Source organism: Vibrio sp. T20 (assembly GCF_007858795.1).
GTDB classification, from domain to species: Bacteria; Pseudomonadota; Gammaproteobacteria; order Enterobacterales; family Vibrionaceae; genus Vibrio; species Vibrio satsumensis.
This window is the reverse complement of sequence record NZ_VFEB01000091.1, coordinates 244,228-269,814: the sequence shown is the minus strand read 5'-3', so window position 1 is coordinate 269,814 and position 25,587 is coordinate 244,228. Positions and strand designations below refer to the sequence as shown.

The 25,587-nt window shown below is 44.3% G+C and carries 19 protein-coding genes; 10 read left to right on the top strand and 9 right to left on the bottom strand.

Going from position 1 to position 25,587, the window contains the following annotated elements; all coding sequences use genetic code 11:
• Positions 1–129 precede the first annotated feature (129 nt).
• The 4 genes from FTW16_RS10765 to FTW16_RS10750 all read left to right on the top strand — a co-directional run bounded on the left by FTW16_RS10765 (position 130) and on the right by FTW16_RS10750 (position 5,585).
• Positions 130–1,584: a GntP family permease gene (locus FTW16_RS10765; RefSeq protein WP_146491041.1), complete on the top strand. Its 1,455-nt coding sequence runs from the start codon at positions 130–132 to the stop codon at positions 1,582–1,584.
• A gap of 114 nt (positions 1,585–1,698) precedes the next feature.
• A complete protein-coding gene (locus FTW16_RS10760) occupies positions 1,699–2,883 on the top strand; it encodes a glycerate kinase (protein ID WP_146491040.1) in 1,185 nt (394 codons plus the stop codon).
• A 200-nt stretch (positions 2,884–3,083) separates the two neighbouring features.
• Entirely contained in the window at positions 3,084–4,535 is a 1,452-nt protein-coding gene (locus FTW16_RS10755) for a catalase (RefSeq protein ID WP_146491039.1), read from the top strand.
• Positions 4,536–4,712: 177 nt separating this feature from the next.
• Positions 4,713–5,585, top strand: a complete 873-nt coding sequence (locus tag FTW16_RS10750; RefSeq protein ID WP_146491038.1) for a patatin family protein — start codon at positions 4,713–4,715, stop codon at positions 5,583–5,585.
• A gap of 119 nt (positions 5,586–5,704) precedes the next feature.
• Here the strand turns inward: FTW16_RS10750 and FTW16_RS10745 are convergent, their stop codons facing one another.
• The 3 genes from FTW16_RS10745 to FTW16_RS10735 form a co-directional block, all read right to left on the bottom strand.
• Positions 5,705–6,697 carry a 2-hydroxyacid dehydrogenase gene (locus FTW16_RS10745; protein WP_146491037.1) on the bottom strand — a complete coding sequence of 331 codons (993 nt, stop codon included), beginning with the start codon at positions 6,695–6,697 and terminating at the stop codon, positions 5,705–5,707.
• A gap of 195 nt (positions 6,698–6,892) precedes the next feature.
• Positions 6,893–7,231, bottom strand: coding sequence for a DUF1971 domain-containing protein (locus FTW16_RS10740; protein ID WP_146491036.1), 339 nt, complete (start codon positions 7,229–7,231; stop codon positions 6,893–6,895).
• 66 nt (positions 7,232–7,297) lie between these two features.
• Positions 7,298–8,101 carry a ferredoxin--NADP reductase gene (locus tag FTW16_RS10735; protein ID WP_146491035.1) on the bottom strand — a complete coding sequence of 268 codons (804 nt, stop codon included), beginning with the start codon at positions 8,099–8,101 and terminating at the stop codon, positions 7,298–7,300.
• Between the two features lie 336 nt (positions 8,102–8,437).
• On the opposite strand from FTW16_RS10735, the gene FTW16_RS10730 reads away from it, so the two are divergent.
• Positions 8,438–9,373 carry an acyltransferase gene (locus FTW16_RS10730; protein WP_146491034.1) on the top strand — a complete coding sequence of 312 codons (936 nt, stop codon included), beginning with the start codon at positions 8,438–8,440 and terminating at the stop codon, positions 9,371–9,373.
• A gap of 163 nt (positions 9,374–9,536) precedes the next feature.
• Here FTW16_RS10730 and FTW16_RS10725 read toward each other — a convergent pair whose 3' ends face one another.
• The 3 genes from FTW16_RS10725 to glgX all read right to left on the bottom strand — a co-directional run bounded on the left by FTW16_RS10725 (position 9,537) and on the right by glgX (position 14,364).
• Positions 9,537–10,259, bottom strand: coding sequence for a tRNA (adenine(22)-N(1))-methyltransferase (locus tag FTW16_RS10725; RefSeq protein WP_146491033.1), 723 nt, complete (start codon positions 10,257–10,259; stop codon positions 9,537–9,539).
• 141 nt (positions 10,260–10,400) lie between these two features.
• Positions 10,401–12,143, bottom strand: a complete 1,743-nt coding sequence (locus FTW16_RS10720) for a diguanylate cyclase (RefSeq protein ID WP_146491032.1) — start codon at positions 12,141–12,143, stop codon at positions 10,401–10,403.
• A 247-nt stretch (positions 12,144–12,390) separates the two neighbouring features.
• Positions 12,391–14,364, bottom strand: a complete 1,974-nt coding sequence (gene glgX, locus FTW16_RS10715) for a glycogen debranching protein GlgX (protein ID WP_146491031.1) — start codon at positions 14,362–14,364, stop codon at positions 12,391–12,393.
• 434 nt (positions 14,365–14,798) lie between these two features.
• Between glgX and lamB the strand changes: the two genes are divergently transcribed.
• On the top strand, positions 14,799–16,022 hold the full coding sequence (gene lamB / locus FTW16_RS10710) for a maltoporin LamB (protein WP_176679227.1): 1,224 nt from the start codon (positions 14,799–14,801) through the stop codon (positions 16,020–16,022).
• 165 nt (positions 16,023–16,187) lie between these two features.
• Positions 16,188–17,015, top strand: coding sequence for a MalM family protein (locus tag FTW16_RS10705; RefSeq protein WP_146491029.1), 828 nt, complete (start codon positions 16,188–16,190; stop codon positions 17,013–17,015).
• Positions 17,016–17,556: 541 nt separating this feature from the next.
• Here FTW16_RS10705 and pulA read toward each other — a convergent pair.
• Complete coding sequence (gene pulA / locus FTW16_RS10700; protein WP_146491189.1) at positions 17,557–21,198, bottom strand: pullulanase-type alpha-1,6-glucosidase; 3,642 nt, start codon at positions 21,196–21,198, stop codon at positions 17,557–17,559.
• A gap of 603 nt (positions 21,199–21,801) precedes the next feature.
• On the opposite strand from pulA, the gene FTW16_RS10695 reads away from it, so the two are divergent.
• On the top strand, positions 21,802–22,191 hold the full coding sequence (locus FTW16_RS10695) for a DUF1294 domain-containing protein (protein WP_146491028.1): 390 nt from the start codon (positions 21,802–21,804) through the stop codon (positions 22,189–22,191).
• A gap of 55 nt (positions 22,192–22,246) precedes the next feature.
• Here the strand turns inward: FTW16_RS10695 and FTW16_RS10690 are convergent, their stop codons facing one another.
• The gene (locus FTW16_RS10690; protein ID WP_146491027.1) at positions 22,247–22,831 is read right to left on the bottom strand and encodes a LysE family translocator; all 585 of its coding nucleotides are present in this window, start codon (positions 22,829–22,831) and stop codon (positions 22,247–22,249) included.
• Between the two features lie 141 nt (positions 22,832–22,972).
• Between FTW16_RS10690 and FTW16_RS10685 the strand changes: the two genes are divergently transcribed.
• Together FTW16_RS10685 and FTW16_RS10680 are read left to right on the top strand one after the other, a co-directional pair.
• Positions 22,973–23,413, top strand: a complete 441-nt coding sequence (locus FTW16_RS10685; RefSeq protein WP_146491026.1) for an Lrp/AsnC family transcriptional regulator — start codon at positions 22,973–22,975, stop codon at positions 23,411–23,413.
• Between the two features lie 26 nt (positions 23,414–23,439).
• Complete coding sequence (locus FTW16_RS10680; RefSeq protein WP_146491025.1) at positions 23,440–24,369, top strand: LysR family transcriptional regulator; 930 nt, start codon at positions 23,440–23,442, stop codon at positions 24,367–24,369.
• 155 nt (positions 24,370–24,524) lie between these two features.
• Here FTW16_RS10680 and FTW16_RS10675 read toward each other — a convergent pair whose 3' ends face one another.
• Entirely contained in the window at positions 24,525–25,586 is a 1,062-nt protein-coding gene (locus tag FTW16_RS10675; protein WP_146491024.1) for a c-type cytochrome, read from the bottom strand.
• Between the last annotated feature and the right edge of the window lies 1 nt (position 25,587).

Genomic DNA, 25,587 nt, shown 5'->3' with positions numbered 1-25,587 from the left:
ATTTAGATAACACGGCTTACAGGTAAGCCAACACATAACGATAAAGTGCAATGGGTGACCCGGTATCACCCATATGCACCACCCTACAAATTTTCTAAAAATGAAGAAAGAGACAAAAGGAATATAAAAATGGATGGAGCACTGATAGGCATCGTAATTGGCATTTTAGCCATGATGGGCATGATCATTAAAACAAGAATCCCAGTGGCACTTGCGATGATTATTGCAAGTATCATCATGGGGCTATTCGCTGGTATGGCACCAACAGAGCTGATCAACGCAATTAAAGCCGGCTTTGGTGGCGTGCTTGGTGGTATTGGTTTGATTATCGCGTTCGGCGTTATCATGGGCGCGTGTTTCGAGCGTTCTGGTGCGGCTGTTAGAATGGCAAAAACGTTTGTAAAGCTGTGTGGTAAAGGTCGTGAAGACTTAGCACTAGGTTTTACAGGTGTACTTGTCGCTATCCCAGTTTTCTGTGACTCTGCGTACATTATTTTACACTCTCTTGTTCGCGCAATTTCACGTGACACAGGTAAATCAGCGGTTGGCTTAGGTGTGACTCTGGCGCTTGGCCTACTGATCACTCATGCGCTTGTGCCACCAACACCGGGTCCGGTTGCGGTTGCAGGTATTCTAGGTGTCGATCTAGGTGAATACATGCTGTGGGGCTTGATGGTATCTATCCCTATGATGTTGCTTTCTATGATTTACATCCGCCGCGTAGGCAATGAGTACTACCGCGTACCAAATGGTGAAAACTGGATCACAAACCAAGCTGACTGGGCGAACCTAGAGAAAGTAAAAGAAACAGATGACAAAGAGCTACCAAGTAACTTTTTATCATTCGGTCCAATTTTGCTACCAATCGCATTCATCCTAATCAACACACTTGTTGGTCAAGGTGACAGTGCGATGCACACTGTGATCTCTTTGATTGGTAACCCTGTGGTTGCTGTTGGTATCGGTGTTCTTATGGCGCTATACGGTCTTACTCGCCACATTGAGCGTAAAGACATGGTTAGCTCTATGGACGATGCTCTGTCTACTACAGGTCTAATTCTTGTAGTAACTGGCTGTGGTGGCGCAATGGGTGCCGTACTTAAAGCATCAGGTGCAGGCCCTCAAGTTGCAGAAGCGATTGCAAGCAGTGGTATCCCACCACTACTTGTTCCTTTAGCGATTGCATCTATGCTACGTCTAATCCAAGGTTCAGCAACGGCTTCTATGATGGTTGCAGCGACAATGACGCTACCGTTGGTTGAGACACTAGGCTTAGATCCTGTATTCGTAGCGCTTGCTTGTGCGGTAGGCCCAGTTGGCTTCTCTCACTTGAACGATTCATACTTCCACATCATCAACCGTACGTTAGGCATTACTGAACTTGCTGACCAAATTAAGATCTGGTCTGTGTCTTCCACTATCGCATGGGCGATTGGTGCAAGCATCATCATGATTCTTAACCTAGTGTTTGGTAAAGGCGGCACGTTGATCGACCCACTGATTCCAATTGCGGTTCTAGGTGCTGTATTTGTGTGGCTAAAAAGCAAAGAGAAATCACAAGTAAAGACAGCCGTTACTAACTAATACTGCTTACCTTTATATACTGCCCCTATTAAGTGATTAGCTTTGCTGATCTTCAATAGGGGCATTTTTGGATCGGGCACTCATCAAAATTACTAATCTTTTGGATCTCTCAGTATGAAAATTATTATTGCACCAGACTCGTTTAAAGAATCTTTATCGGCGGTATCGGTGGCAGCGTGTATTGAAAAGGGTTTTTGTGAAATTTTTCCTGACGCTGACTATGTGACTTTACCTCTGGCCGATGGCGGCGAGGGTACGGTCGATGTTTTACTGCAAGGCTTAAAAGGGCAGAAGCGAATCCACCAAGTAGAAGGGCCGCTGGGTGAACTTGTAAACGCAGAATGGGCAATGCTTGAACCGTCAGAGCGTAATCCAAACAAAACCGCACTGATTGAAATTGCTACCGCATCTGGATTGGATTTACTGACTCCAGCCCAACGAGATCCTTTGGTTGCTTCTTCTTTTGGTACTGGGCAACTGATGTTAGAAGCGATAGAGCAGGGTGCTCAAACGATCATTCTTGGATTGGGTGGCAGTGCGACTAATGACGGTGGCGCGGGTATTGTTCAAGCTCTAGGTGGTCGCTTGTTAGATAGTAAAGGGCAAGATGATAATGGACAAGATCTTAGCCGAGGTGGTGCTGTGCTAGCGGAGTTAGCATCTATTGATCTTACAGGGTTAGATTCTCGCTGTGCTGACATAAAGCTTATCGTCGCGTGCGATGTCGATAATCCACTGTGTGGTGATAATGGTGCCAGCCATATCTTCGGCCCACAAAAGGGTGCAACCCCAGAACAGGTATTAATGCTTGATAAGGCGCTTGCGAATTTTGCAGAAATTGCTGAATCGCAAGGTTGTGTTCGTGGGGATGATCCCGTTCAAAATCGTACGGGTTATGGCGCGGCGGGTGGTGCTCCGATGGGGCTAGGTTTGTTATTTGATATGGAGATTAAACCCGGTATTGAGATGGTACTCGATGTTTTACAAGCCAATGACGTGCTGAAAGGCGCAGACCTTGTGATAACTGGTGAAGGACAGATGGATAACCAAACCCTGCAAGGAAAAACACCTTATGGCATTGCCAAGCGTGCAAGTTTACAAGGTATTCCAACCATAGGTATTGCCGGATCACTGGGTACTGAAGTAGAGGCTTTGTATGGTGAAATGAGTAGTTTGTTTGGAACAGTACGCTCTCCTCAGCTACTTAATCAGGTGTTAAAAGAAGCAGAAGTGAACCTAACAAGAACGGCGAGAAACATTGCTGCGACGCTTAAATTAGGGGCTTCTATTTTACAATAAACCAATATCAAACAGACGCTTACTTAATGATGCAGTTTGATAGGTTTTATAGATAGCAACGATAAATATAAACGATTATATTTTCTGCCAACTCAGGTCTATTCTTTATCCATATTATTTCAGTGGTTTTTAAAGTATTGAATCCACTTAAATCTAAGATGTGGCAACGATGCGATATCTTTAACCTTAAGGAATAGACCATGAGTAAAAAACTGACCACAGCTGCGGGTTGTCCTGTCGCTCATAACCAGAATGTTCAAACGGCGGGCAAACGTGGCCCTCAACTGCTTCAAGATGTTTGGTTTTTAGAAAAATTGGCACACTTTGATCGTGAAGTGATTCCGGAGCGCCGTATGCACGCGAAAGGCTCTGGTGCTTACGGCACTTTTACCGTTACACACGACATTACCAAATACACCAAGGCAAAACTGTTCTCTGAAGTGGGTAAAAAAACCGACTTGTTTGCACGTTTTACGACAGTAGCGGGCGAACGTGGCGCGGCTGATGCAGAGCGTGATATCCGAGGCTTTGCATTGAAGTTTTATACTGAAGAAGGCAACTGGGATATGGTGGGTAACAACACCCCAGTATTTTTCCTTCGTGATCCTCTGAAGTTTCCAGACCTAAACCATGCGGTGAAACGTGACCCGCGCACTAACATGCGTAGTGCGAAGAACAACTGGGATTTCTGGACCTCTTTACCGGAAGCTCTGCACCAAATTACCATCGTGATGAGTGACCGCGGTATTCCTGCAACTTACCGCCACATGCACGGTTTTGGCAGTCACACGTTTAGCTTCATCAACGCCGATAATGAACGTTTCTGGGTTAAATTCCACTTCAAATCTCAGCAAGGTATTAAAAACCTATCTGATGCAGAAGCAGCGAAGCTGATCGGCGATGATCGTGAAAGTCACCAACGTGACCTGCTAGACAGCATCGACAATCAAGACTTCCCTAAATGGACACTGAAAGTACAAGTGATGCCAGAAGCGGACGCGGCAAAAGTACCATACAATCCATTCGATCTTACTAAGATCTGGCCACACGCAGATTACCCATTGATTGAAGTGGGTGAGTTTGAATTGAACCGTAATCCGCAAAACTTCTTCGCTGAAGTAGAGCAGTCGGCATTCAACCCAGCAAACGTGGTTCCGGGTATCAGCTTCTCCCCAGACAAAATGCTTCAAGGCCGTTTGTTTGCTTACGGTGATGCGCAGCGCTACCGTTTGGGTGTTAACCATCAGCATATTCCAGTGAACGCACCTCGTTGCCCAGTACATAGCTACCACCGTGATGGTGCAATGCGTGTTGATGGTAACTTCGGTAGCACACTAGGCTATGAGCCAAACAATGAAGGCCAATGGGCAGAGCAACCAGACTTTGCAGAACCAGCATTGAACTTGGATGGTGCGGCAGCGCACTGGGATCATCGCGAAGATGAAGACTACTTCTCACAACCAGGTGACTTGTTCCGTCTAATGGCACCAGAACAACAAGCAATCCTGTTCGATAACACAGCACGTAACCTAGGTGGTGTGCCTAAAGAGATTCAACTGCGTCACCTAAGACACTGTTACAAAGCCGACCCAGCATATGGCGAAGGCATTGGTAAACTGCTTGAAATCGATGTGAGCGAATTTAAGTCGTAATCAATAAACTCGTTTAAATAGTAACAAGGCCGCTGAGTTAATCACTCAGCGGCCTTTTTTATAGCCGAATTCTCTTGATAGTCTTTACCTATCAGAATGATAAATCTATCCCATTATCTTTATAGGATGGACGGGATTATCCTACGGCTATCAGTTTATAAAGTAGTAGAGTTTGAGATGAGTAAAAGCGCATTAATCGTTGAAGGTGGGGCAATGAGAGGCATCTTCGCTGCCGGAGTGTTAGACGCCTTTATGGAAGACGATTTCCGTCCCTATGATTTCGCCATTGGTGTGTCTGCTGGTGTGTCGAATCTGGTTGGTTACTTATCTCAAGCGCCAAAACGCAGCTATAACGTGATTACTACGATGGCGACGGATAAAACTTTCTTCAACCCAGCTCGGTTTGCCAAGGGTGGCAACTTGGTGGACGTAAAGTGGTTATGGAATGAATCAAACCAACGCTACCCGCTTGATTGTGGCGAGATGTTTTCAAGCATTCCATTGATTGCCGCGGTGACTAATGTGGATACAGGCAGTGCCGATTACTATCATATTAAGCCAGAAAACCTTTCTAATGTGGTTGAAGCAACAACGGCTTTGCCTATCGCTTACCGTGAAACTCCGTGTTTCTCTGGTGGCTGTTATACCGATGGTGGTGTCGCGGATTCAATTCCAGTTCGTGAAGCTTATCGCCGTGGTGCGCGTGATATTACAGTGATTCTATCTCACCCACTTAGCTACCGAATGAAGCCGCAGAAGTATCAGTGGATGCTGAAAAAACTGTTAAAGAAATTCCCAAACATTGCGGAGTCGATGGCGGTACGTGCTGAAAACTACAACCAGTCTTTGGAGTTTATTCGTAACCCTCCAAAAGATGCGACCATCAAGGTGATTGCGCCACCGGAAACGTTTGCAGTTAAGCGACTGACTATGGATCAAAGCATCTTGGATGCGGGTTATCAGATGGGTGTGAAGGCAGGAGAAGAGCATCTGGCTATTCGTAAAGGGACCTATGGGTTAGATATCGAGGATTGCCACTTCTGCATCTAACTCTGCTTTCGATATTGGCATAAACGAAAAAGCCACGCTGTTCACTTAGGAATAGCGTGGCTTTGTATTTGTAGAGCTAGTTTGTTTTTAACTCAGTCTGCTATTAACTCAAGTTGTTGTTAAACCAGTTCGTTGCCGCTGGTGTTGCCTGTGAAAAAGGCATCAACACTGGTTAGGGTTGTATTGGCGATGTTGAACAGAGCATCTTTGGTCAAGAAAGCTTGGTGACCTGTAAACAAGACGTTGTGACAAGCAGATAGGCGACGGAATACGTCATCGACAATCACGTCATTCGATTTGTCTTGGAAGAACAGCTCTTTCTCGTTGTCATACACATCAAGACCAAGCGCGCCAATCTTACTCTGTTTCAGCGCTTCGATCGCTGCGGTTGAATCCAGTAGTTCACCACGGCTGGTATTGACGATCATCACGCCATCTTTCATTTTGCCAAATGCCGTTGCATCCAATAGGTGGTAGTTCTCTTTACTCATTGGGCAATGCAAGGAAATCACGTCAGATTCTTGGTAAAGCTCATCGAGCTCTACGTATTTAGCACCAAGTTCTTTTGCCAAAGGATTTGGGTACGGGTCGTAGCATAAGATGTTCATGCCTAAACCTTTCAGAATACGCATGGTCGCTAGGCCAATTTTACCGGAACCAATTACACCCACAGTTTTGCCGTAAAAGTTAAACCCTACCAAGCCTTCAAGGGAGAAGTTCGCATCACGAGTACGTTGGTATGCCTTGTGTAGTTTACGGTTCAAACACATCATCATGCCAACCGTGTGCTCTGCTACGGATTCTGGTGAATAAGCTGGAACGCGAACCACTTGCAGGCCAAGCTCTTTGGCTGCGTCTAGGTCGACTTTATCAAAGCCTGCACAGCGCATTGCAATCAGCTTTGTGCCGCCTTGTGCAAGAATCTCTAGTACGTCTCCAGATAGGTCATCGTTTACAAATGCACAAACGACTTCGTTGTCGTGCGCCATTTTTGCGGTTGTGGTGGTGAGGCGAAAATCATGAAAATGAAACTCAGCGTTGAGTTCACCTTTTGCAAGGTTAAATGACTTTTCGTCGTATGATTTTGAGCTAAAAAAAGCAATGTTGAGCATGGCTTCCTCTCTTACCTAAAATATAAAGAACCCCACATATTCATTATCTGAAACGGGAGTAAAACAAATAACTTTGTGCAGTGTGCTAGAGTTTTATAATCTTGTCTATCATCATTAGTCATTGTTATTATTAAGGTTATTTTTCTGTTTAGTTACAATTACTAATTTCAGCATAAGGTTAGCCGATTGACCTCTCTATCTGCTTTTACGAGTGTTGAGCGTCTTCTTAGTTTCCTTTTCTGACCAGAAGTTAATGTTGAATTGCGCGTCGTCGCTCAGCTCTACTCGATGCCAATATTGAGGTGGACTTGTGGCAAATTGCCCTGCTTGGATCGTGATAACACTTTCTGGTTCTGTCGCGTCGGCATCAGCAAAACCATAGAAGGTGACGGTGCCTTCCATTACGCAGATCTGGCCGAATACGCCTTCTGCGGTGTTATGGTGATTAAGCAATGCAGCCGGTATGTTGTCTTTGGTGAAAAATGGCGTTGAACGTTGAATTTTCCAGTGTGACGGAATACGGAAATGACTCATATAAAACCTCTTATCTGTCTGTATTTTAAATACAAGCTTTAGCTTTGATGGAGTTGGTGACTGTGATTACCAGTAGTTTTCACTGCTGAATTGGCCAGGCTTTCGGCGTAAGTGCTTCTCAAAACCTAAGCTGGTTAGTGCTTCACTTGTGTCGCGAACCATTTGCGGATTGCCGCAAAGGTAGAAGAAACTGCGGGTTTGATTGAAAGCGACAGACGCGGCTTGCTCGAGGTCGCCTCCAAGTAACAAGCTTGGGATTCGTCCGCGCAAAGTTCCGGTGACTGATTCTCTAGAAATAATTGGCACATACTTGAGTTTCCCTTGAAAGTGATCGACGAGTTGAGTGATACGGTCTCGATAAGTCAGGTCTTGCTTTGTTCTTACGGCATGAACCAGTACAAGGTTTTTGAATGAGGTGACTTTTTTTGTAACCAATCCATTCTGTTGTTGAATCTGCATGCTTTCGAGCATTGAGATAAATGGGCCAACAGCGGTTCCGGTCGAAAGCATCCATAGATCATCGGCGATCTCTGGGATCTCATCTAAGGTCATAAAACCGCTTGGGTCTTTACCGACAAAGATGTCATCGCCTACCTTCAACTCATGAAGTTGAGGTGAAAGCTGACCGTTCTGATCTTTAATAATCAAAAACTCCAGATGTTGATGTCCTTGTTCGTGATCTGGCGCGTTTACCATGGAATAGGCGCGTCTTACGAACTCACCCTCACTATTTAGCAAGCCCAGTTTCGTGAACTGACCTGCCTGATAAGGAGAGACAGGAGCACTGACTTGAAGTGAGAACAGCTGGGCTGTCCATTGTGTTTTATGTAAGACTTTTCCGGTTACCAAACCATGAGGAATATCTGTCATATCATCACCTTTAAGAAGAGAGGTTATCTCATTAAGGATACTCAACTATTTACACTTTGGAGTTGCATGTAGCATGCCAATAATGAGAATGCTTATCAATACTGAATTTTCAGCTAAAATCAATTTCTTTTGTGTCAAAAAGACACTTTGCTGGTTTGGTCTAAATGACTCGTATGTGTATTTGATTCTTGTGCGTTTTGTTCAGTGGGAGCTTGAGCCGAGATTTATCTAAGTCAGCAGAGTGGTTTGACCCCTGAAGTATTGCACTAATAACTAAAGAGAATAATTTACAGATGCGTATAATGGCGGCTTTCGATCTCAATATAGCCTTGTTTTATGCTTGATAATCTTCGTATGGCCTTGAACGTGTTGTTCGTGACCATCAATACCGCAATGACTGCGTTTACCGTGAGCTTCTTTGGCCTCATCAAACTGATCCTGCCAATCTCTGTTGTGCAAAAGTCGTGTACTCGTTTAGCTAACTTCACATTCTGGTGTTGGGCTTCGCTTAACCTCTGGATGTTGAACGTGAACAACGACATCGAGTGGCAAGTGGAAGGCGGGGAGGATATCTCGACTAAGCAGTGGTATTTGATGATGTCGAACCACCTTAGCTGGGCGGATATTGTAATTCTGTCTTCTATCTTGAAAGACAAGATGCCGATGACGAAATTCTTCCTTAAGCACGAATTGTTGTACGTGCCTTTTGTTGGCTTGGCCTGTTGGGGCTTGGATATGCCGTTCATGCGACGTCACTCACGTGAGTTTTTGCTGCGTAACCCAGAGCGTCGTAATGATGATTTCGATGCAATCAACAAAGCGTGTACTAAGTTCAAACTAGCGCCGACAACCTTGGTGAACTTTGTTGAAGGGACTCGTGCCAATCATGAGAAACTAGCGACAGTCAAAACACCTTATCGTCACTTACTCAAGCCTAAAACTGGCGGTGTGGCGTTTGCTCTATCGGCAATGGGTCCAATCTTAGATGGTATCGTCGATGTTACTTTGGCTTATCCGGAAAACCAGACTTCTCCATTTGAAGATATGCTGAAAGGCAAAATGACCAAGGTAGTCGTGCGTATTAAACTGCATGCAATGGATGAGAACGTGAATGGTAACTACTTTGAAGATAAGGCATTTAAACGTCGCTTCCACAGTTGGTTGAACAATACGTGGAAAGAGAAAGACGACTATCTTGATACAGTTTATGGTGTTGATACGCCCTCTGAGGTTGAAACGACTGATGAGCCTGATGCGGTTCATAAGAAATAAGAGCAGTAAGCTTAAACCAAATTGATAGCATTAAAAAAGCCGATAGTTCATTGAACTGTCGGCTTTTTTATTTAATCGGCTTTACTAACGGTAAGCGATAAAGTTAGTACTTACTATAATCTAGTGGTAGTAAAATCAATGCTATATGCAGAACAGGTGAGGACTAAATCGCTTGGTATGCATCAATGATGTGCTTCACTTCGCTGGGTTTACCTTGCTGCTCTTGGCCTTGATGAATGCGAAGATAATGCTGCAATGTTTTGGCTTTGTATTGCTGTGATACCTTCATTTGTTCATCACAACTTGGTGTCCAGATCTTGTCACCTACGTTTGATATCTCGCTAATGTTTTGGCTATTTTCTGAATCACCTTGGTTATTACTCACCAATAACACCTCGTAGTAACGACGGTTCTCTTCGAGCAACATTTCATCAATAAGACCAAAATTGAGCGCCTTTAAATGGCTTCTCAACTCGAATTGCTGATGCACCGGACAAAGCAAGAAATCGATCGCTTTGTTTGGGTGTTGACGATGAATGTCATCGACGAGTTTCTGAGTGAGATCGCCACCGACGCCTGCAATAATAACTAGGTGTTTGCCAGTATGTTTCTCAAACGGAATAGCGGCGACATCCATGCAGTAGACTTGCCATTGACTGGTAACCGTTTGTTCAGCTTTATTATCTTGTGGAAAGTAGTGCGCTAGCTTGTCTTCAAGTTCACTCATTAGAGACGGGACAATATCGACAAAGTGAATCTGAGGTGCTTTATTATCCGACAACAGTTGAACACCCAAAAAGCCATGATCACAGCAACAGTCCCAAATATGCTGGTAGTCATTGCTGACAAGGGAGTGGAGAGTTTGCAGTCGGTTACTTAGCTTCATAAGATTCGTGTCGTTAGAAAAGGGGATATTGTCTTATCGAAGGCGCATTGTAATGACTTTCTAGAAAAACAAAAGCACCTTGAATTTGGAACCCTAGGTGCTTTGTCGTGTGTGATAATCTACAGGCTTGTTGGAATGCGTTTAAGATGCTTTGGCAACGGCTCTGATGTGGCTTTCCACTCGGTTCTTACCAAGTTGTTGCGCGATAAGCTTTGCCTGTTCCGCTAGCGCTAAAGCTGAGTCTGTTTCGCCTTCTATTTGTGAGTACCCCACGCTAACCCCTAGCGATAAGGTGATATCTGGAGTGACGATGGTTTTCTCCGCGATTCCGACTCGGCACTGGTCTAGCTGGAATTTGGCATCTTTCACATCATTGGCTTTGAACAATACCGCGAACTCCTTTCCTCCAACACGCGCCAAGCAAAGTCCTTTCGGTTTCGGGAAGTAATAACGTATCGATTCTGCAGTCAGCTTGATCATCTTGTCACCGACTGCTTCACCGTAGGCACGGTTTACGTGGTCGAAGTTATCGATATCAAGCAGAGCAACATAGGTATCGGGCTCGCTCTCGTAGTTTTCGATGGCGATACTGAAACTGCTCTTATTGTCTAACTGCGTCATCAGATCTTTGCTACTCAATTGATGTTGAAGCAGTAAGTTAGATAAAGAGACCTCAGTGTAATCCCGGATCATTCGCAGAATACTCTGGCTGATCGGTAAGTTTGCGTTTACGTACAACACTGCGATCAACTGCTTACGAGAGTGCAAAGGAATACAGTAATGACGTTGGTGTATTTTGAGTTTACACGCTAATGGGTCGGCGTATTTTCCGCTTCTGTAAGCCATGGTGTCCGGTGTAAATCGCTCTGCAAGGGCTTTGTCACAATGTACCGTTGACTTGTTTCCGTGATAGTCGATGGTACTGAATGCGTGGTTCTCAGGCTGATAGAGACAGAATTGAATGCCTTTTTGGTAGGTGAAGCTGTCCAATATGGATCTTAACTCTCGCTTAAAGCTTACAAGGTCATCGACTTTATTCAGTTGTGACAAGGACACATTCAAACGATAAGCCAGATAGTTTGCGCCAATCCACAATAGAAGCAGTGAACCAAGTACCAAGCCAGTTAACGTAAATTGGTGTGAGCTGGTTAAGATATCATGGCGATCGGTGCCTGCGATGAATACCCAGTTCAAGCTGTTGTCAGCGTCAAATACCGATATTTTGAAGTTATCTTGATAGTAGTACTCGTGCTTTCCGGCCAATTGCCCCTGTGAAAGTTGGTGGCTAATACCCGCATGATAGCTAATCGACTTTGAGCCAATTCGTTTTGGATCTGGATGGAAAACGAGCCGCTCAGTTGCTTTATCTACAACAAATACATAGCCATTATTTAGCGTTTTTAAATCTCTTAAGCCTTGTGTGGTGTGCAGCAAATCAAACTCAATCCAGATTTCTTCGTTGAGCTTTTCTGCAGTGTGTTTAACCGCGAAAACCCATCGACCATCTGCTTTCTGGTAAACGGAAGAGATGTAGAAATCTTCAACGACACCGTCTATTGAGTTCCATTTTATGGAATCGATTTGTTCATGGGAAAGAGGTAATCCACGACTTGATATATATTGTTGGGATTGTGGTTGGTATCGAACGATATCGGAGAAGTTTGGCGTTCTTTTTAGAATATTATCGCTCAATTCTCTGAATTTTTTATCACCGATTGGAGCCGTTTTAGGTAGGCCTAGACTGGTTTCTAAAAAATAGAGCTTGCCGAATGTCGCTTCGATGTTGGAACGAATAGTGGAGCTTGCGATACGAATGTTTGACGATGATTGTTCAGTTGCTGCTGTTTCTACTTTTTCAAGCTGAGCCACAGCTAGATAGAGCATCCCTCCAGTTAATAAAATAATGTATGGTTTAAAAAGCCGAATTAATGTTTTAGGTAAAGCCATGATATCCAAAGACGTTATAGATTCATTTTTATAGTACGGCCATACTAAACAGTTTTCGTAATCACATCAATGCAAATGATTCCATATAAATGAATGAGTTTTGTGATATTAGGCTAACAAAAAAGCCAGTCTAAATATAACTGGCTTCTATGGTTTTCGGTGTTTGATTACGTTGGCTTAACTTTTAACTTAACTCAGTTTTGCCTGGTGAATAGTGCAAAATCGCCATCGAAGTTGGCGACAATAACATTTCACCTTCAGCATGACCTGGTTTTACATTTCGTAGGTTAGTATCGCAGATCTTCACCCAGTTTTGATCACGATCACTAGGTAAAGAAAAACGTGCTGGTGCGTTGGTTTGGTTGATCAGATAAATCAACTCGTCACCATTTTTACCAATGCCTAAATGCAGCGCAACTGAGCTTAAACGGTTCCAGTCATCATGCTCCATGAGTGTGCCATCGACACGGCTCCAGAAGATGCGGTTAGAGTTACGCTTTTCGCCACTGAATGCCTTAATAAATGGCACCATGTATTGCTGACGTGCGGAGATCATCTCAGACAGCCAAGTCTTGAAGTAACTCTTACGCTCTGAATCTTCCCAGTTAAGCCAGCTGGTTACGCCATCTTGGCAGTAAGCGTTGTTGTTACCTTTTTGAGTATGAGATAACACATCTGCCGTCAGAATATGTGGAATACCAAAAGCAAACAGCAAGCTCGCCATGAAGTTACGTTTCTGCTTCTCACGCGTGGCGATAACTAACAGGTTTTCGGTTTCGCCTTCAACACCATAGTTCTCAGAGCGGTTGTCACCGTGTCCATCGCGGTTGTTTTCACCATTCTCTTCGTTGTGTTTGTGCTTGTAAGAAACAAGGTCTTGCATAGTGAAACCATCATGGTAAGTGATGTAGTTTACGGTGAGTTTGTAAGGCCAGTGCGCCGCACTGTAGATATCGCGAGAGCCCATTAAACGAGTCGCAAACTCTTTAAGGTATCCTTGGTCACCGCGCCAGAAGCTACGAGTGATGTCTCTGAGCTTGTCGTTACACTCATTCCAACCTAACGGGAAATTACCAACTTGGTAGCCATTCGGGCCGATGTCCCAAGGTTCAGCGATGAGCTTAGTTTCTTTAAGTACAGGATCTTGAGCAACGGCTTTGAAAAAAGCGGCCTCTGGATTGTAGTTATCGCCTTCTCGCCCCAGCGTGGCTGCTAAATCAAAACGGAAGCCATCGACTTGGAATTCACTTACCCAGTAACGAAGCGTATCCATTACTAAGTTGAGTGCAGGTTGATGGGTTAGATCGACCGTATTACCGCAGCCTGTGAAGTTCGCATAATGACAGCCATGTTTGATGTAGGAGTTGCTATCCAGCGCTTTTAGATTGAACGTTGTACCACCTTCACCACCTTCAGCTGTGTGGTTGTATACGACGTCAAGGATGACCTCGATACCATTGCGGTGCAGCTCACGAATCGCGGTTTTGAGCTCAGTAACAGCGTCTTTTTCTGCATAGCGAGGGTCTGGCACCATGAACAGGTATGGGTTGTAACCCCAATAGTTTACTTTCCCCATATCCAATAGGTGGGGTTCATGCATGCACGCGGCAATAGGTAAAAGTTGTAGAGAATTGATATTTTGCTGTTTATAGAACGCAAGCATTTCAGGGCTAACTAACCCTAAGTAACGGCCTTTAGTATTGGTCGCTACTTCAGGATGAAGTTGAGATAGGCCTTTTACATGGGTTTCAAAAAGAACGGTCTCTTCGCGGCTAATTCGTGGTTTTTCTACGCCTTGCCAATCGAAAGTGTCATCAATAACAACACATTTCGCCATAGCAAAGCTCTTCTCATTGGTATACGGCGTGACGTAATCGAGCGGTTCGCTGATTGCTTTGGCATACGGGTCTGAAAGTAGGATTGGCCCATTGTCAGTGTCAGCAATGAAGCCGTATTTTTGCCCCGCTTTTATACCATCAATAAAAACATATCTGATATCAGCGTATTCATTTTCCAACTTATAAGTGGTGAATTCATCGTTCTCGTCAAAAAGAGCAAGAGAGAGGGATTTACAGTCAGGAGAATAAATTGAGAAGTTACAGCCAGTGTTTCCTAGCGTTGCGCCTAGTGGATAAGGGCGAGCGAGCGTTCTAGTCATTGCTTGATTTCTTGTTCGTTTATCGACATCAGTGAACTATAAGTAAAAAGCTTTGTCACAGTAAGGTCAAGCAACTTCACAGAATAATTATTGTTAAAAAAATAATTTACCGATTAGGTTCAAATTATATATTTGAAGTAGATCGCACTTATATCGAATAATTAGATCTGTGTGCTGTCTACTCCTCCTAGATTAAGTGATCTACCTCTTTAAAACACCATTCTGTATATTTTCTACTCCCCTCTAGTCCCCCTTAATTAACTTAGGGGTGGAGGAAGTCAAACTTGTCATCCCCTCTTAATATTGACTCCGTTGAAACGAATCAGGGGCAACCCTAAACCTCTCTATCTTACGTCCGCCATTACTGCCTTTGGTTGTCGCAAGAGAGCAAAAATATAAAAACCTAAAATAAATCGTCCTTAATGGAGTTAAGAATGAAAAAAGTAAGTTTGATTGCTGCTGCAGTGGCAACTACATTAGCTGCTGGCTCTGCGTTCGCTGTAGATTTTAATGGTTACATGCGTGCTGGTACTGGTATTAGCGGTAACGGTAACGGTGATGTATCAGTAAATAAAAACGGTATTGGTCGTCTAGGTAACGAAAATGACAACTATTCTGAGTTTGGTTTAGCTGAAGAGCTGAAAACTGGTGAGCAAACGTGGCGTGTTGAGTCAATGATTGCTTCTGGTGCTCCTGGCGCAAATGGTTGGGAAGATTCTGATTTTAACGTTGCTCAGTTCGCAGTTAAAGCGAAAGGTGTTCTATCTTTTGACCAAGAAGCGACTCTTTGGGCTGGTAAAACATACTACCAACGTAAAGACATCCACATCACTGACTTCTACTACCTAAATACATCTGGTACTGGTGGCGGTGTTGAAAACATTTCTATTGGCGACCAAAAACTATCTGTTGCATTGATTCAAGATGGCGACACTGATGATTCAACTGGTTACATCTTTGATGCTCGTCTAGCGAACATCGGTCTTTGGCAAGATGCTTCTCTAGAGTTTGCTCTAGCGTACAACTTCGCAACTGATTCAGATGACGCAAGCGAGTCTGCTGACGACGGCCTACTAGCTTCTGCAATTTTACATCAAGGAACTAGCAACGGTTTCCACCAAACAGTACTTCAGTACGGTACTAACGGTTACGGCGTACAAGCTGCAAACTTCTGGGGTTCTGGTTCTTACTACGCACGTGGTACTGAAGCATTCAACGAAGCATCTGGTTTCCGTCTAATTAACTGGGGTGTAATGAACCTTGGCGAATCTTGGGAAATGGGTCACCAACTAGCTTACCTAGCGGGTAGCGATATTGGTGGTGCAGACAAAGATGGTAACTACACAAACAAGACTTTCGATATCGACCAATACTCTGCTGTAGTTCGTCCAATGTACAAGTGGAACGACACTATGCGTACAGTATTTGAAGCTGGCTACAACGCTGGTGAGCGAATTGCTGAAGGTGGTCTAGCGACTGAAGATTTCGGTAACGCTAAATTCACAGTAGCTCAAGCTTGGGCTATGGGTGACAGCTTCTGGGCTCGTCCTGAAATCCGTGTTTACGGTTCTTACATCCTAGATACTGAAAACAAAGAAGCATTCAATGGCGACGATACAGAATACGTATTCGGTATCCAAGCTGAAGCTTGGTGGTAAACACCTAGCGTAACAAATCCTAAACTGTCCTAATTCATAGCCGGCTCGTGTCGGCTATTTTTTTAAGGAATGTACGATTAAGTTGATCGTTCCCTAGGTGAATAGTTCTCTTTGTGGTAATTAAAGTTAGTAAATTTCTTAAAAAAATAACAAGAAGGAAGGGTTATGTATTTTAAAGCTCTAATGTTGAGTGGCTGTGTTGCGTTGGCCGGTTGTCAATCTGCACAAGTAGTTGAGCAAGTGCAAGTGGCACAGGCTGAACAAGTTAACTCTATTGCTGGTCTTCAATTTGCCCCTATGAAGCTTCCAAGCTCGGCAATTTTCGATGTAACACCAGATAGTCAAGTATTAAATTACCAAGGCATCAACAGCCCTGTGGTCGCGATTGAGCTCCCAGCAGACCGTGGTGAGTATTCTATTAAGATCACGAGCATGATCGGAGATACAGCATTTGTACCAAATGCCGTCATTTACGATAAAAATGGTCGTGAGCTAGAGCGTTATGGTAAAGAGAGTTTCGAATACGCGAAACCAAGATTGCACTTGGGGAATCGCTTAGTTGCTGACAACGATTTTTACCCACCGACGACGTCTGAATCGGTTTATTTAGTTATCTATACTGAGCAGCAAGATCTGGATGGTTTTACTGATGTGATTCATCCTGCTCGTTTAGATGCTGAAGGCCGCGGTAACTACTTGCCAGAAATGGAAGATATCCCAGTTCCGAACGCAAACGTAGGTAAGATTGAAGTGACTCTTGATAGAGTAAGTTTCTTCTCGTTTGGTTCTAGCAGTGATTCTAACGCTAAACCAGCGGCGGCAGCTAAGCTTGATACCATTCAACCTGAAACGCAAACCTACTATCACAATGCGATTCAAACGGCTGTAACTGAAGACAATATTCCTAAAGCTCTTAGCTTATTAGATGAAGCAAAAGCCCTAGGTATTGAAGGCGCACAAGAAGTCTTTGTAAAAGCTGTCAATAAAAAGTAATCAAACAGTTTGTAAATACTGAATGACATGAAAAGAAGGGCTCCTAGGTTAGGGGCCTTTTTTATTACCTGAAATAAGTGAAGAAAGTAATATTTATATTCTGTGAACACTGGGTTTTAAATAACCACTGACTTACACGCAATAATCAAGGGCTAAAATAAATGGATGTTCTGGATATTTGTGGTGTTGATTGACTAACTGCTAATTAAAACATTCTCGCCTATTTACTCTTCTCAGACAATTGAATACGAACTCTATTGACGAATCGCAATTTCATTTACCAACCTAAGCTCGCTTCCTAAATTTCACATACACTTAAATTAGACGCTCACGCGGAGTTGTTATGCTTTCTACTAAGAGCTAAGAATTCAGGGAGTTCGTTACCTCTTTACATTGATGGTTTGGTTAATGAAGGTAAGGGAGTAATGTGGTGCATCTGGGTTGGAGTTTATTGAGGACAAAAAAGGGAGACTGACGTCTCCCAAAAGGCTAGCTTGCGCTGGTTTTATTATCTGTTTATTAGAATCATAAGCTTTAAGGCTTAATTCTTGGTTACTGAAACGACCGCTTTTTCTACATTGTCATCTAACTCATGAATTGCATTTAGAGTGAATGTGTAGCTGCCTGCTTCTGCTACGTTTAACTTACAATCTCCTTCGCTACCAAGGTCAATTGAACCGCTCGCAAGTTCAACTGAATTACAACCTAGGTCAAGTTGCTCCCAAGTAGCACCGCTAAACTTAAAGCCATACTCTTTTACTTCCAAAGTCTTTGTTACAGAGTAAACACCGTTGCCAATAAAGCTCATCGCCCAATCATCAACAGGTGTCCAGCCATTCATTTCACCACGAACGTAAACCGTTGTTTGGCCGTATGGTGGGATGCTAGACACATCTTTATCAGAGTTATCAACCGGCAGACCGACACCTTGTGCATCGCCTTGAGCTTGTACAAATACAGCTGTTGTTAGTGCAGGGACTGTGAAGGTCTCAGCGGCGAAGCTTGCACCTTTCACTGTATCATCAGCAGAGTTTTGTTGAACGTCATGAAGCGCAAATCCTGTCGCTCCGGTGATTTTGAACGATTGAGTTTCATTCGTTGAGTTTACAACTGCCACAATCGCATCATTTGCAGGGTCAAGGTCTTCGCCCGCAGACACACCATCATCGATAGACATGACAATCAAGCCTTCGACTTGATCTTCGCCAACGTTACGGAAGTCGACTCGCTTCATGACTTCGTCTGCAGTGTCTAAGCGGAACAGTTCACTTGAGCTACGGATTTTTAATAGCTCTAGGAATTGCTGTTTAGTCAGTTCAATGTCGTCTTCGTCTGGTTTAGCCGCTGGGTCAGCAATGATAGTCTTGATCAGATCCCAGTTCGCACCATCTTTGTCTTCACGTGGTAATCCAACGTTCCAGTTGCTATCAGTACCATTAAACATGACGCGGTTGTACCAGTCACCTGAATCGTAAGAATCACGCTGCATAGACTTTGAACGTAGCAGTTCAGAACCCATATGGATGAATGGTATGCCTTGGCCTAACATCACTGTAGAGAGCGATACAGACTGCATGCGAGCACGCTCTGCAGAGCTAGTACCAGTGGCGATTTTGTATGCGTTGTTATCCCAAAGCGTTTGGTTATCGTGTTTTGAAACGTAAGAGATGTTCTCTGAAGGCATCTTGGTGTAACCAGCTGGAGCACCGTTGTAATCAACGTTTTTACCCAGTTTTGTATCGCCTTTGTAATCAATCAGTACGTATTCTGCGAGGTTACCTGCCATACCCAAACGAACAAGGTCTTGGTTATGTAAACGACCATTGATCGAATCTTGATCAACTTTGGTTTCTTCGTTGGCAATCGCTGCATTACCAAAGCCTTGGTTAAAGCGAAGTGGGTGGTTGCCTTCTGAATCGACGCCACCATCAAATGGGCTACCGCCACGAACTGCATCACGCAAACGGTCTGAGAATGTGCCGATCTCTGTACCCGCCATGTTTACTTGGTTCGCTTGATCGAAGCGGGCGTTGTTGGCGACTTCACCAAAGTCCCAGCCTTCCCCGTAGAACAGAGTATTCGGGTCAATTTTACGTACTTCTTCTAGCGCTTCGACCATCACGTCTTTTGGTTGGTGGCCCATTAAGTCGAAACGGAAACCATCCACTTTATAGTCGTTAGCCCACACCTTAAGAGAGTCGACCATCAATTTACCCATCATCAGGTTTTCTGTCGCAGTGTTGTCACAACAAGTCGAGTTTTCTACGCCACCAGTGTTGACGTTAAGACGGTGGTAGTACCCAGGGACAATCTTATCCAGTACCGACTTATCGTTCACACCAGACGCATTGGTGTGGTTGTATACCACGTCCATGATCAGCTTGAGATCCATGTCGTGCGTGGCTTTCACCATCTGACGGAATTCGAGAATACGCTGAGAACCATTAGGATCGGTCGCGTAACTTCCCTCAGGAACCGTGTAATGGAATGGGTCGTAGCCCCAGTTGAAGCTATCAAGCATACGAAGGTCATTCATTAATGCTTGGGCGTCACCCGTTGAAGGGTCATAGCCATCGAGTACATCTTCAATGGTTTTGTTTTCATCTTCGTTACCACACAAAGCGGCAGCAGGTTTTAAATCACACAGTTTACCGACCGTATCCGTAATATCGACACGGCTCGCGGCATCTTCATCAACGGTAGCGATATCAAATGCCGGTAAGATATGTAGCGTCGTCAAGCCCGCATCTTTCAATTCTTTTAGGTGTTTGACCGACTCACGATCTGCTTCTGTGAGAGCGAGGTATTTTCCATTTAGGTTCGCTGTACCTAGCTTATCGCTAAAACTAAAATCACGAAGGTGAGACTCGTAAAGTACGTGGTCTTCGTCTTTCTCTACGGTTGGTCGTTCGTAGTCGTCCCAGTTCGCTGGTTTCAAGGTTGAATCATTAAGGTCGATGACTTGAGAGTATGCAGAGTTCTTCGACAAACTGAGTGAGTAAGGGTCGGTTACTAGGCGAGTTTCAATGTTACCTGTGGTTGGATGGTAAACCTTCACTTGGTAACGATAGTAACTGTTGACTGCATTAGACACAGCGTCAGTCGCCCAAATGCCCGTCTCAGTGCTTTCCGTCATTGGGATCACTTGGGAACTTTGTAGATCTTCGCTGTATAGGACGAGTTCTACATTTTGCGCTGTTGGTGCCCAAAGCTTGAAGGTAGCCGCACTGCCTTCAACAATAGCACCTAGTTCTTCACCCATCGCATTACCAGTATCTTCACTAGCAAATACCGCATCAAGTACACCTGGTTTTTGAACCTCAGTTGAAGAGATAACATCGCCATTAGCATTGTAGGCAACAAAAATTATCTGAGATTTTAAGATGGTGCGTAACGTGTTGTCGTCAACGTCGATAGCAAGGGCTGGTAAGCTTGCAAGGTGGCGGAAACGCTCTTTCAATTCAGAAGATAGCTCCCCGTCTTTGCTTAGTTCAATTGCAGTTCCGCCGACAATTTCTTTGTCGTCGTTCATCGTGATGCTGTTATCTAATGCATAGAAGAGTTTGACAGAATCGGCATTGCTAGCGGCTTCCCAAGCAATGGTGGTCGCGTCTAACCAATGTGCTTTTTGGCCATCAATATTGACTGGTCTTTCTGAAATTGGGTCGTAGTACAACTCGCTGCTGCCATGGAATCCGAATACACCTTGCGAATCACCAAGCTTGGCTAACTCGATTTTCGAATTTGCACTACCAAACGCTTTTTCGTCGCCATTGTGTAAGATGAAGTTCATGCATTTATGCGGGTCAGAAGCATCAGGATCGACTTTTAACACATAGTAGGCACCGTAGGTATCGCTGATGCCGTCAAATTCATATGGTGCGTCCCAGTTGGTACCGCTTTCACTAAGACCCATTGCGATTAAGTCAGTGCTGGTGCAGCCTTCGCCATTCCAAAGGTGCAACCCCCAGCCATCATAGGTCGAGCTAGACGTGCTCGCAGCCGCGACATCACGTTTGTAGTAAACAACGACTTCGTTTTCGCCAGCTTTGTATAAGCCACTGTTGCCAGCATCCGTGTCGCTGTCGTTATCGCTACCACAGCCTGCGATAAGGGTGGCAGTGAAGAGAGGCAATATCGCTTTGGCTAGTGTTGAGCGTTTGAAGCTTCTCTTTTTTGTAATGTTGAAGGTGCGTTGTAGAGTGATGTTCTTATTAATATTTATGTTGTTCACGTTTGATATCCATATTTCACTTTTTATGAAGATGAATATCCTAGCTTTAACTAAGGTCAACTATTTGTGATGGCAATGTATAAAGTTATTTTTAATTAGTAAATATAGGAAACCTAGTGTCAGTATCACGCTTTGTATCTGGTTGTGGTTAAATTAATTGGATCAATCACTCATTTGTTTAATATCAATAATATAGGGCGTAGAAGCTAGGCGTAGTTAATAAGGATGAGAGCTCATCCTTATTAATGTGAGATTAATATCACTTTGTAATGTTCTTATTTTTCAAGAGTAATAAAGTTTTCATGTTCTATTTGTTCTTAATATCAATATTAGTAATTTTTATGTATTAGGGATGATAGCTGCACTCAAGGAGAAGCAAAAAAGTAGGTAGATTACGTCAGTTTCATTTGCAGATATTTGCAATTCCTATAAATTCCACAGTGCATTTAAGGAGAAGGTAGGTTTCTTGTGAGCGAAACCACCAGTTATCCATCTTTATCAAAATCTACAGGGCGTAAGCTACAGTATGTGAGCTGTTGCCCAAAGGAGTTGATGTTGTCTTCATCTATTCAAATCGCTACCACTTATCTGGTTCTGGTGGCGGTGTCTGTGTTGTTTGCGGGAAGTTCTAAAGCGCTGTTGGTGTGGTATTTCGTTATCGGTGTCGTGACGTTTTTTGTGTACGCAAAGGACAAGCAAGCCGCGATTAATGGCAATTGGCGTGTGCCTGAGAAAACCCTGCACATTTTGTCTGTTGCTGGTGGCTGGTTAGGGGCTTTGATTGCTCAAGATAAGCTACGCCATAAAACGCAAAAGCAGCCGTTCAGATCTATCTATTGGCTGACAGTGGCAATGAATGTTGCGGTGTTTGTGTGGACGCTAACCCCGAGCGGGCAGGTGATGTTTGGTCGCTGGCTTACTGAGCTTGTGGGTTACTTTTAACGAGAATAACGGTTAGCACCGGAGTACTAACCGTTAAAACATAGAAGTTATTCGATTAAAGCATCGGAATGGTCGACGCTAACAGCAAGCCCGCCATACCATAGTTGAAGCTTTTGATGCGTACTGGCGTTGTTAGCCAGTGTTGTAGCTGTTTGCCTGCTGCCGTCCAGAATGTCACTGATGGTAAGTTGGCTAGCGTGAATATCGCCGCGATGATCGCAAGCTCCCACCATGAACTGCCACTGCTATACACTGAAATCGCAGTCAGTGCCATTGACCAACCTTTAGGGTTTACCCACTGAAAACTTGCTGCGCCAATGAAGGTCATCGGCTTATAAGCTTCGGTGCTTTTGGCTTTACCGCTCAATGCTATCTTAATCGCAAGGTACACGAGGTAAGCAAGACTCAGGTATTTCAATATTTGGTGAGAGACAGGGTAAGCGTTGAAAATGCCCATCAAGCCGAAACCAACCAGCAGTAACATGGCTGCAAATCCCAGAGCAATTCCTAGCATGTGCGGAATGGTACGGGCAAAGCCAACATTGGCTCCTGATGTCATGAGCATGATGTTATTTGGACCTGGTGTGAAGGTCGAGACAAACGCAAACAAGGCAAGTGCGCTAAGTTGTTCTAAAGGCATTGTGATTCTCCAGCAGTAAAATGAACGAAGTGACTGACCGGTCATGACTTTCACGTGTTGAGAAACATAGTAGGTGGAAAGTGAGGCAATTATGTGCTTTTATTTCACTTATTATCACTAAATGCACAATAATAAGTACCTATGGATAGATTTGACGAAAGGATATTGCAAGAGCTTAAATTGGACGGCAGAATCTCCAACATTGAGCTCTCAGAGCGAATTGGTTTATCGGCTTCAGCGACGTTAAGGCGTGTACAAGATCTTGAACGCAAAGGCATCATTCAAGGTTATCGTGCGGTTCTCGATAACAGCTTAATGGGCGTGGGTTTTATCGCCTACGTCTCGATCGGTTTATCAAGCCACAAAAAATCTGCTCAATTGGAGTTTGAAGAGCACGTCGCTGTGGAGAAAGAGGTGGTCGAGTGTCACAACATCACCGGTGCCAATGAGTACTTGTTGCGAGTCGAGACTAAAGATTTACCGAGCTATAAGAAGTTTCATGCCGATGTGCTTGGGGAATGTGCTCAGGTTCAATCCATAACGACTATGGTTGTGATGGATACACCTAAAGATGAACGCTAATCGAGTTTTATTGCAGGAGAGGCGCAGTGCCCAATACTAATCAGTTGTTATTGTTCTTAGATGTGGTTCAGCAAGGGTCGTTTACCAAAGCGGCAACCTTGCATGATATGGACAACTCATCGCTCTCTAAACAGATTAAAAAACTCGAGCAAGACTTAGGTGTTCAGCTGCTCAACCGCTCTACGCGCTCGTTTTCTTTGACGTCGGCTGGGGAAGATATTCTCGCGCAAACCTATGTGCTGAAAGACACCATCAATCAGATCCAAGGCATTGCAGATTCCTATCAGTCTGAACCCAAAGGCGTGCTGCGAATTACTTCACCGATCTATTTTGGTCAGCAATATCTGCAACCTATCATCACTCAGTTCATGAGAAAGTACTCGGATGTTCAGATCGTGCTGTCATTGGACGACAAGATCGCCAACATTATCGCAGGGCAGTTTGACATCGCATTTCGCTTCAGCAAGCTTGTTGAATCGAATTTGATTGCCAAGAAGATTGCCGACAGTAACTTTATGTTGGTCGCCTCGAATGACTTTGTGAAGCAGCATGGTGAACCTAAAACGCCACAAGATTTGCTCGCGTTACCCGCTGTGATTTATACCAATGGTGATATGACGGTCGATCATCTGAGAATCAGTGAAGAGCCGCATGGCAACACTTTCCAGAGCCTAACGATTCGTGGCAACTATAAGGTGAGTGATGTTCGCACCATGGTCTCTTGCGTAAAAGATGGCTTAGGCTATGGCTTCCTTGATCAATCAAACCTGTATGCCTCAATGAAAGAGCTCGGCTTAGTCACTTTACTTCCTGACTACGCCATCTCAACAGCGGATACTGCTATATACGCCGTCTACCCACACCGTAAGCAGACCAAGCTAGTAAAAGAGTTCATCACCTCAGTGCAAGATTATATTGGGTCACCAACGATTTGGGAGAAGATGCAGCAAGATTAACGAGTTCTCTGCCATATCAAATCAAAAAAGAAGCCAGAACGTCACACGAACTGGCTTCTTTTTACTTTTCTAACGCTCACTAATTTACAATGTAAAGTTCAGCTATAGCTGGCGTGAGCGTCTCTTTTCCCACAAAGAGTGCCCTTTGATTGAAGTTAGTGGTTGTGAATCGCTTCCTTGCCACTTGGGTACGCTTTTGAACCCAGTACATGACCGTCGACTTCTTTACCATAGTAACCTTGGTGGTTGTGGTAACGCTTAGCATTGCCGGCAACATCACCCTTGTATCGTGGGTCTTGTGGGCGTTCATGGCTGTTCACAAAAGCTGCCACATCCCATGCATCTTGAATTGAAAGTTGCTGACTCTTACCAAGCGGCATGTTTTCGTAAATGAAATAAGCCGCTGTGTTTATACGGTGCATTCCTGCGCCCCAGTTAAACGCGTTCTCACCCCATAATGGTGGGAAGTAAGAGCGACCATCAGCTCCTTTAATGCCTTCGCCATTTTGACCATGACACGTTTGACAGCTGGTTTGGTAAACCTTCTCGCCACGTGCAATAGAAGGTTCTTGTTCTGGGTTGGCGATCCTAGGGTAGCCACGGCCTGCCAATTTGCTTCTGTCATCGATTGGGTATTTGATTAACAGCTCTTGAGGAAGAGGGAAGCTTTCTGCTTTACCACCGACTTGTAACTCTGCATCGCTGATCTCAGGGACGGGTGTGTCTTGCATACCGTTCTTATCTAAGATGCCACCCATAGCCAACCAGTAGGAGTAAGCGCTGAGTGCGACCAGTTCTTTTGAGTCTAAGGCTGGTGCGATTCCGTTCATTGAATAGGTGAAACAGCCTTGAATACGCTCAGCGTAGTTATTGACCTTGTCGTTTTTCTTACGGTAAGCGGGGTAGGCCATGTACGCCCCCCAAAGTGGCGCTGCATTGGGCTTCATACCTGCTTGCATGTGGCAGTTAACACAGTTTTGTTCGTTGCCGACGTATTCGCCGCGCATCTGTTGCGAGTCAACAAACAGTGAGTAACCTAATTTTACTTTGTCGCCAAATTCTCCTGCTGGGATATCCACTAAGTCGCGTGGCACTAGGTACTTGTTGTCTTTCACTTTTTCGACGGCTGGCAGTTCGGTTTGACGATCAGGTAATTCACCATCGGCATAAGCGAGTCCAGAGGCAAGGGTTGCGGTGATTAAAAGTAGTGTTTTCATG

Bases quoted from the DNA above. Each gene is read 5' to 3' on its own strand.
- FTW16_RS10765 (WP_146491041.1), top strand. From the start codon at position 130: ATGGATGGAGCACTGATAGGCATCGTAATTGGCATTTTAGCCATGATG.
- glgX (WP_146491031.1), bottom strand. From the start codon at position 14,364: ATGACTAGAACGCTCGCTCGCCCTTATCCACTAGGCGCAACGCTAGGA.
- FTW16_RS10690 (WP_146491027.1), bottom strand. From the start codon at position 22,831: ATGCCTTTAGAACAACTTAGCGCACTTGCCTTGTTTGCGTTTGTCTCG.
- FTW16_RS10725 (WP_146491033.1), bottom strand. From the start codon at position 10,259: ATGAAGCTAAGTAACCGACTGCAAACTCTCCACTCCCTTGTCAGCAAT.
- FTW16_RS10685 (WP_146491026.1), top strand. From the start codon at position 22,973: ATGGATAGATTTGACGAAAGGATATTGCAAGAGCTTAAATTGGACGGC.
- FTW16_RS10755 (WP_146491039.1), top strand. From the start codon at position 3,084: ATGAGTAAAAAACTGACCACAGCTGCGGGTTGTCCTGTCGCTCATAAC.
- FTW16_RS10750 (WP_146491038.1), top strand. From the start codon at position 4,713: ATGAGTAAAAGCGCATTAATCGTTGAAGGTGGGGCAATGAGAGGCATC.
- FTW16_RS10675 (WP_146491024.1), bottom strand. From the start codon at position 25,586: ATGAAAACACTACTTTTAATCACCGCAACCCTTGCCTCTGGACTCGCT.
- FTW16_RS10720 (WP_146491032.1), bottom strand. From the start codon at position 12,143: ATGCTCTATCTAGCTGTGGCTCAGCTTGAAAAAGTAGAAACAGCAGCA.
- FTW16_RS10735 (WP_146491035.1), bottom strand. From the start codon at position 8,101: ATGACAGATATTCCTCATGGTTTGGTAACCGGAAAAGTCTTACATAAA.
- FTW16_RS10760 (WP_146491040.1), top strand. From the start codon at position 1,699: ATGAAAATTATTATTGCACCAGACTCGTTTAAAGAATCTTTATCGGCG.
- FTW16_RS10705 (WP_146491029.1), top strand. From the start codon at position 16,188: ATGTATTTTAAAGCTCTAATGTTGAGTGGCTGTGTTGCGTTGGCCGGT.
- FTW16_RS10740 (WP_146491036.1), bottom strand. From the start codon at position 7,231: ATGAGTCATTTCCGTATTCCGTCACACTGGAAAATTCAACGTTCAACG.
- lamB (WP_176679227.1), top strand. From the start codon at position 14,799: ATGAAAAAAGTAAGTTTGATTGCTGCTGCAGTGGCAACTACATTAGCT.
- FTW16_RS10730 (WP_146491034.1), top strand. From the start codon at position 8,438: ATGCTTGATAATCTTCGTATGGCCTTGAACGTGTTGTTCGTGACCATC.
- FTW16_RS10695 (WP_146491028.1), top strand. From the start codon at position 21,802: ATGTTGTCTTCATCTATTCAAATCGCTACCACTTATCTGGTTCTGGTG.
- FTW16_RS10745 (WP_146491037.1), bottom strand. From the start codon at position 6,697: ATGCTCAACATTGCTTTTTTTAGCTCAAAATCATACGACGAAAAGTCA.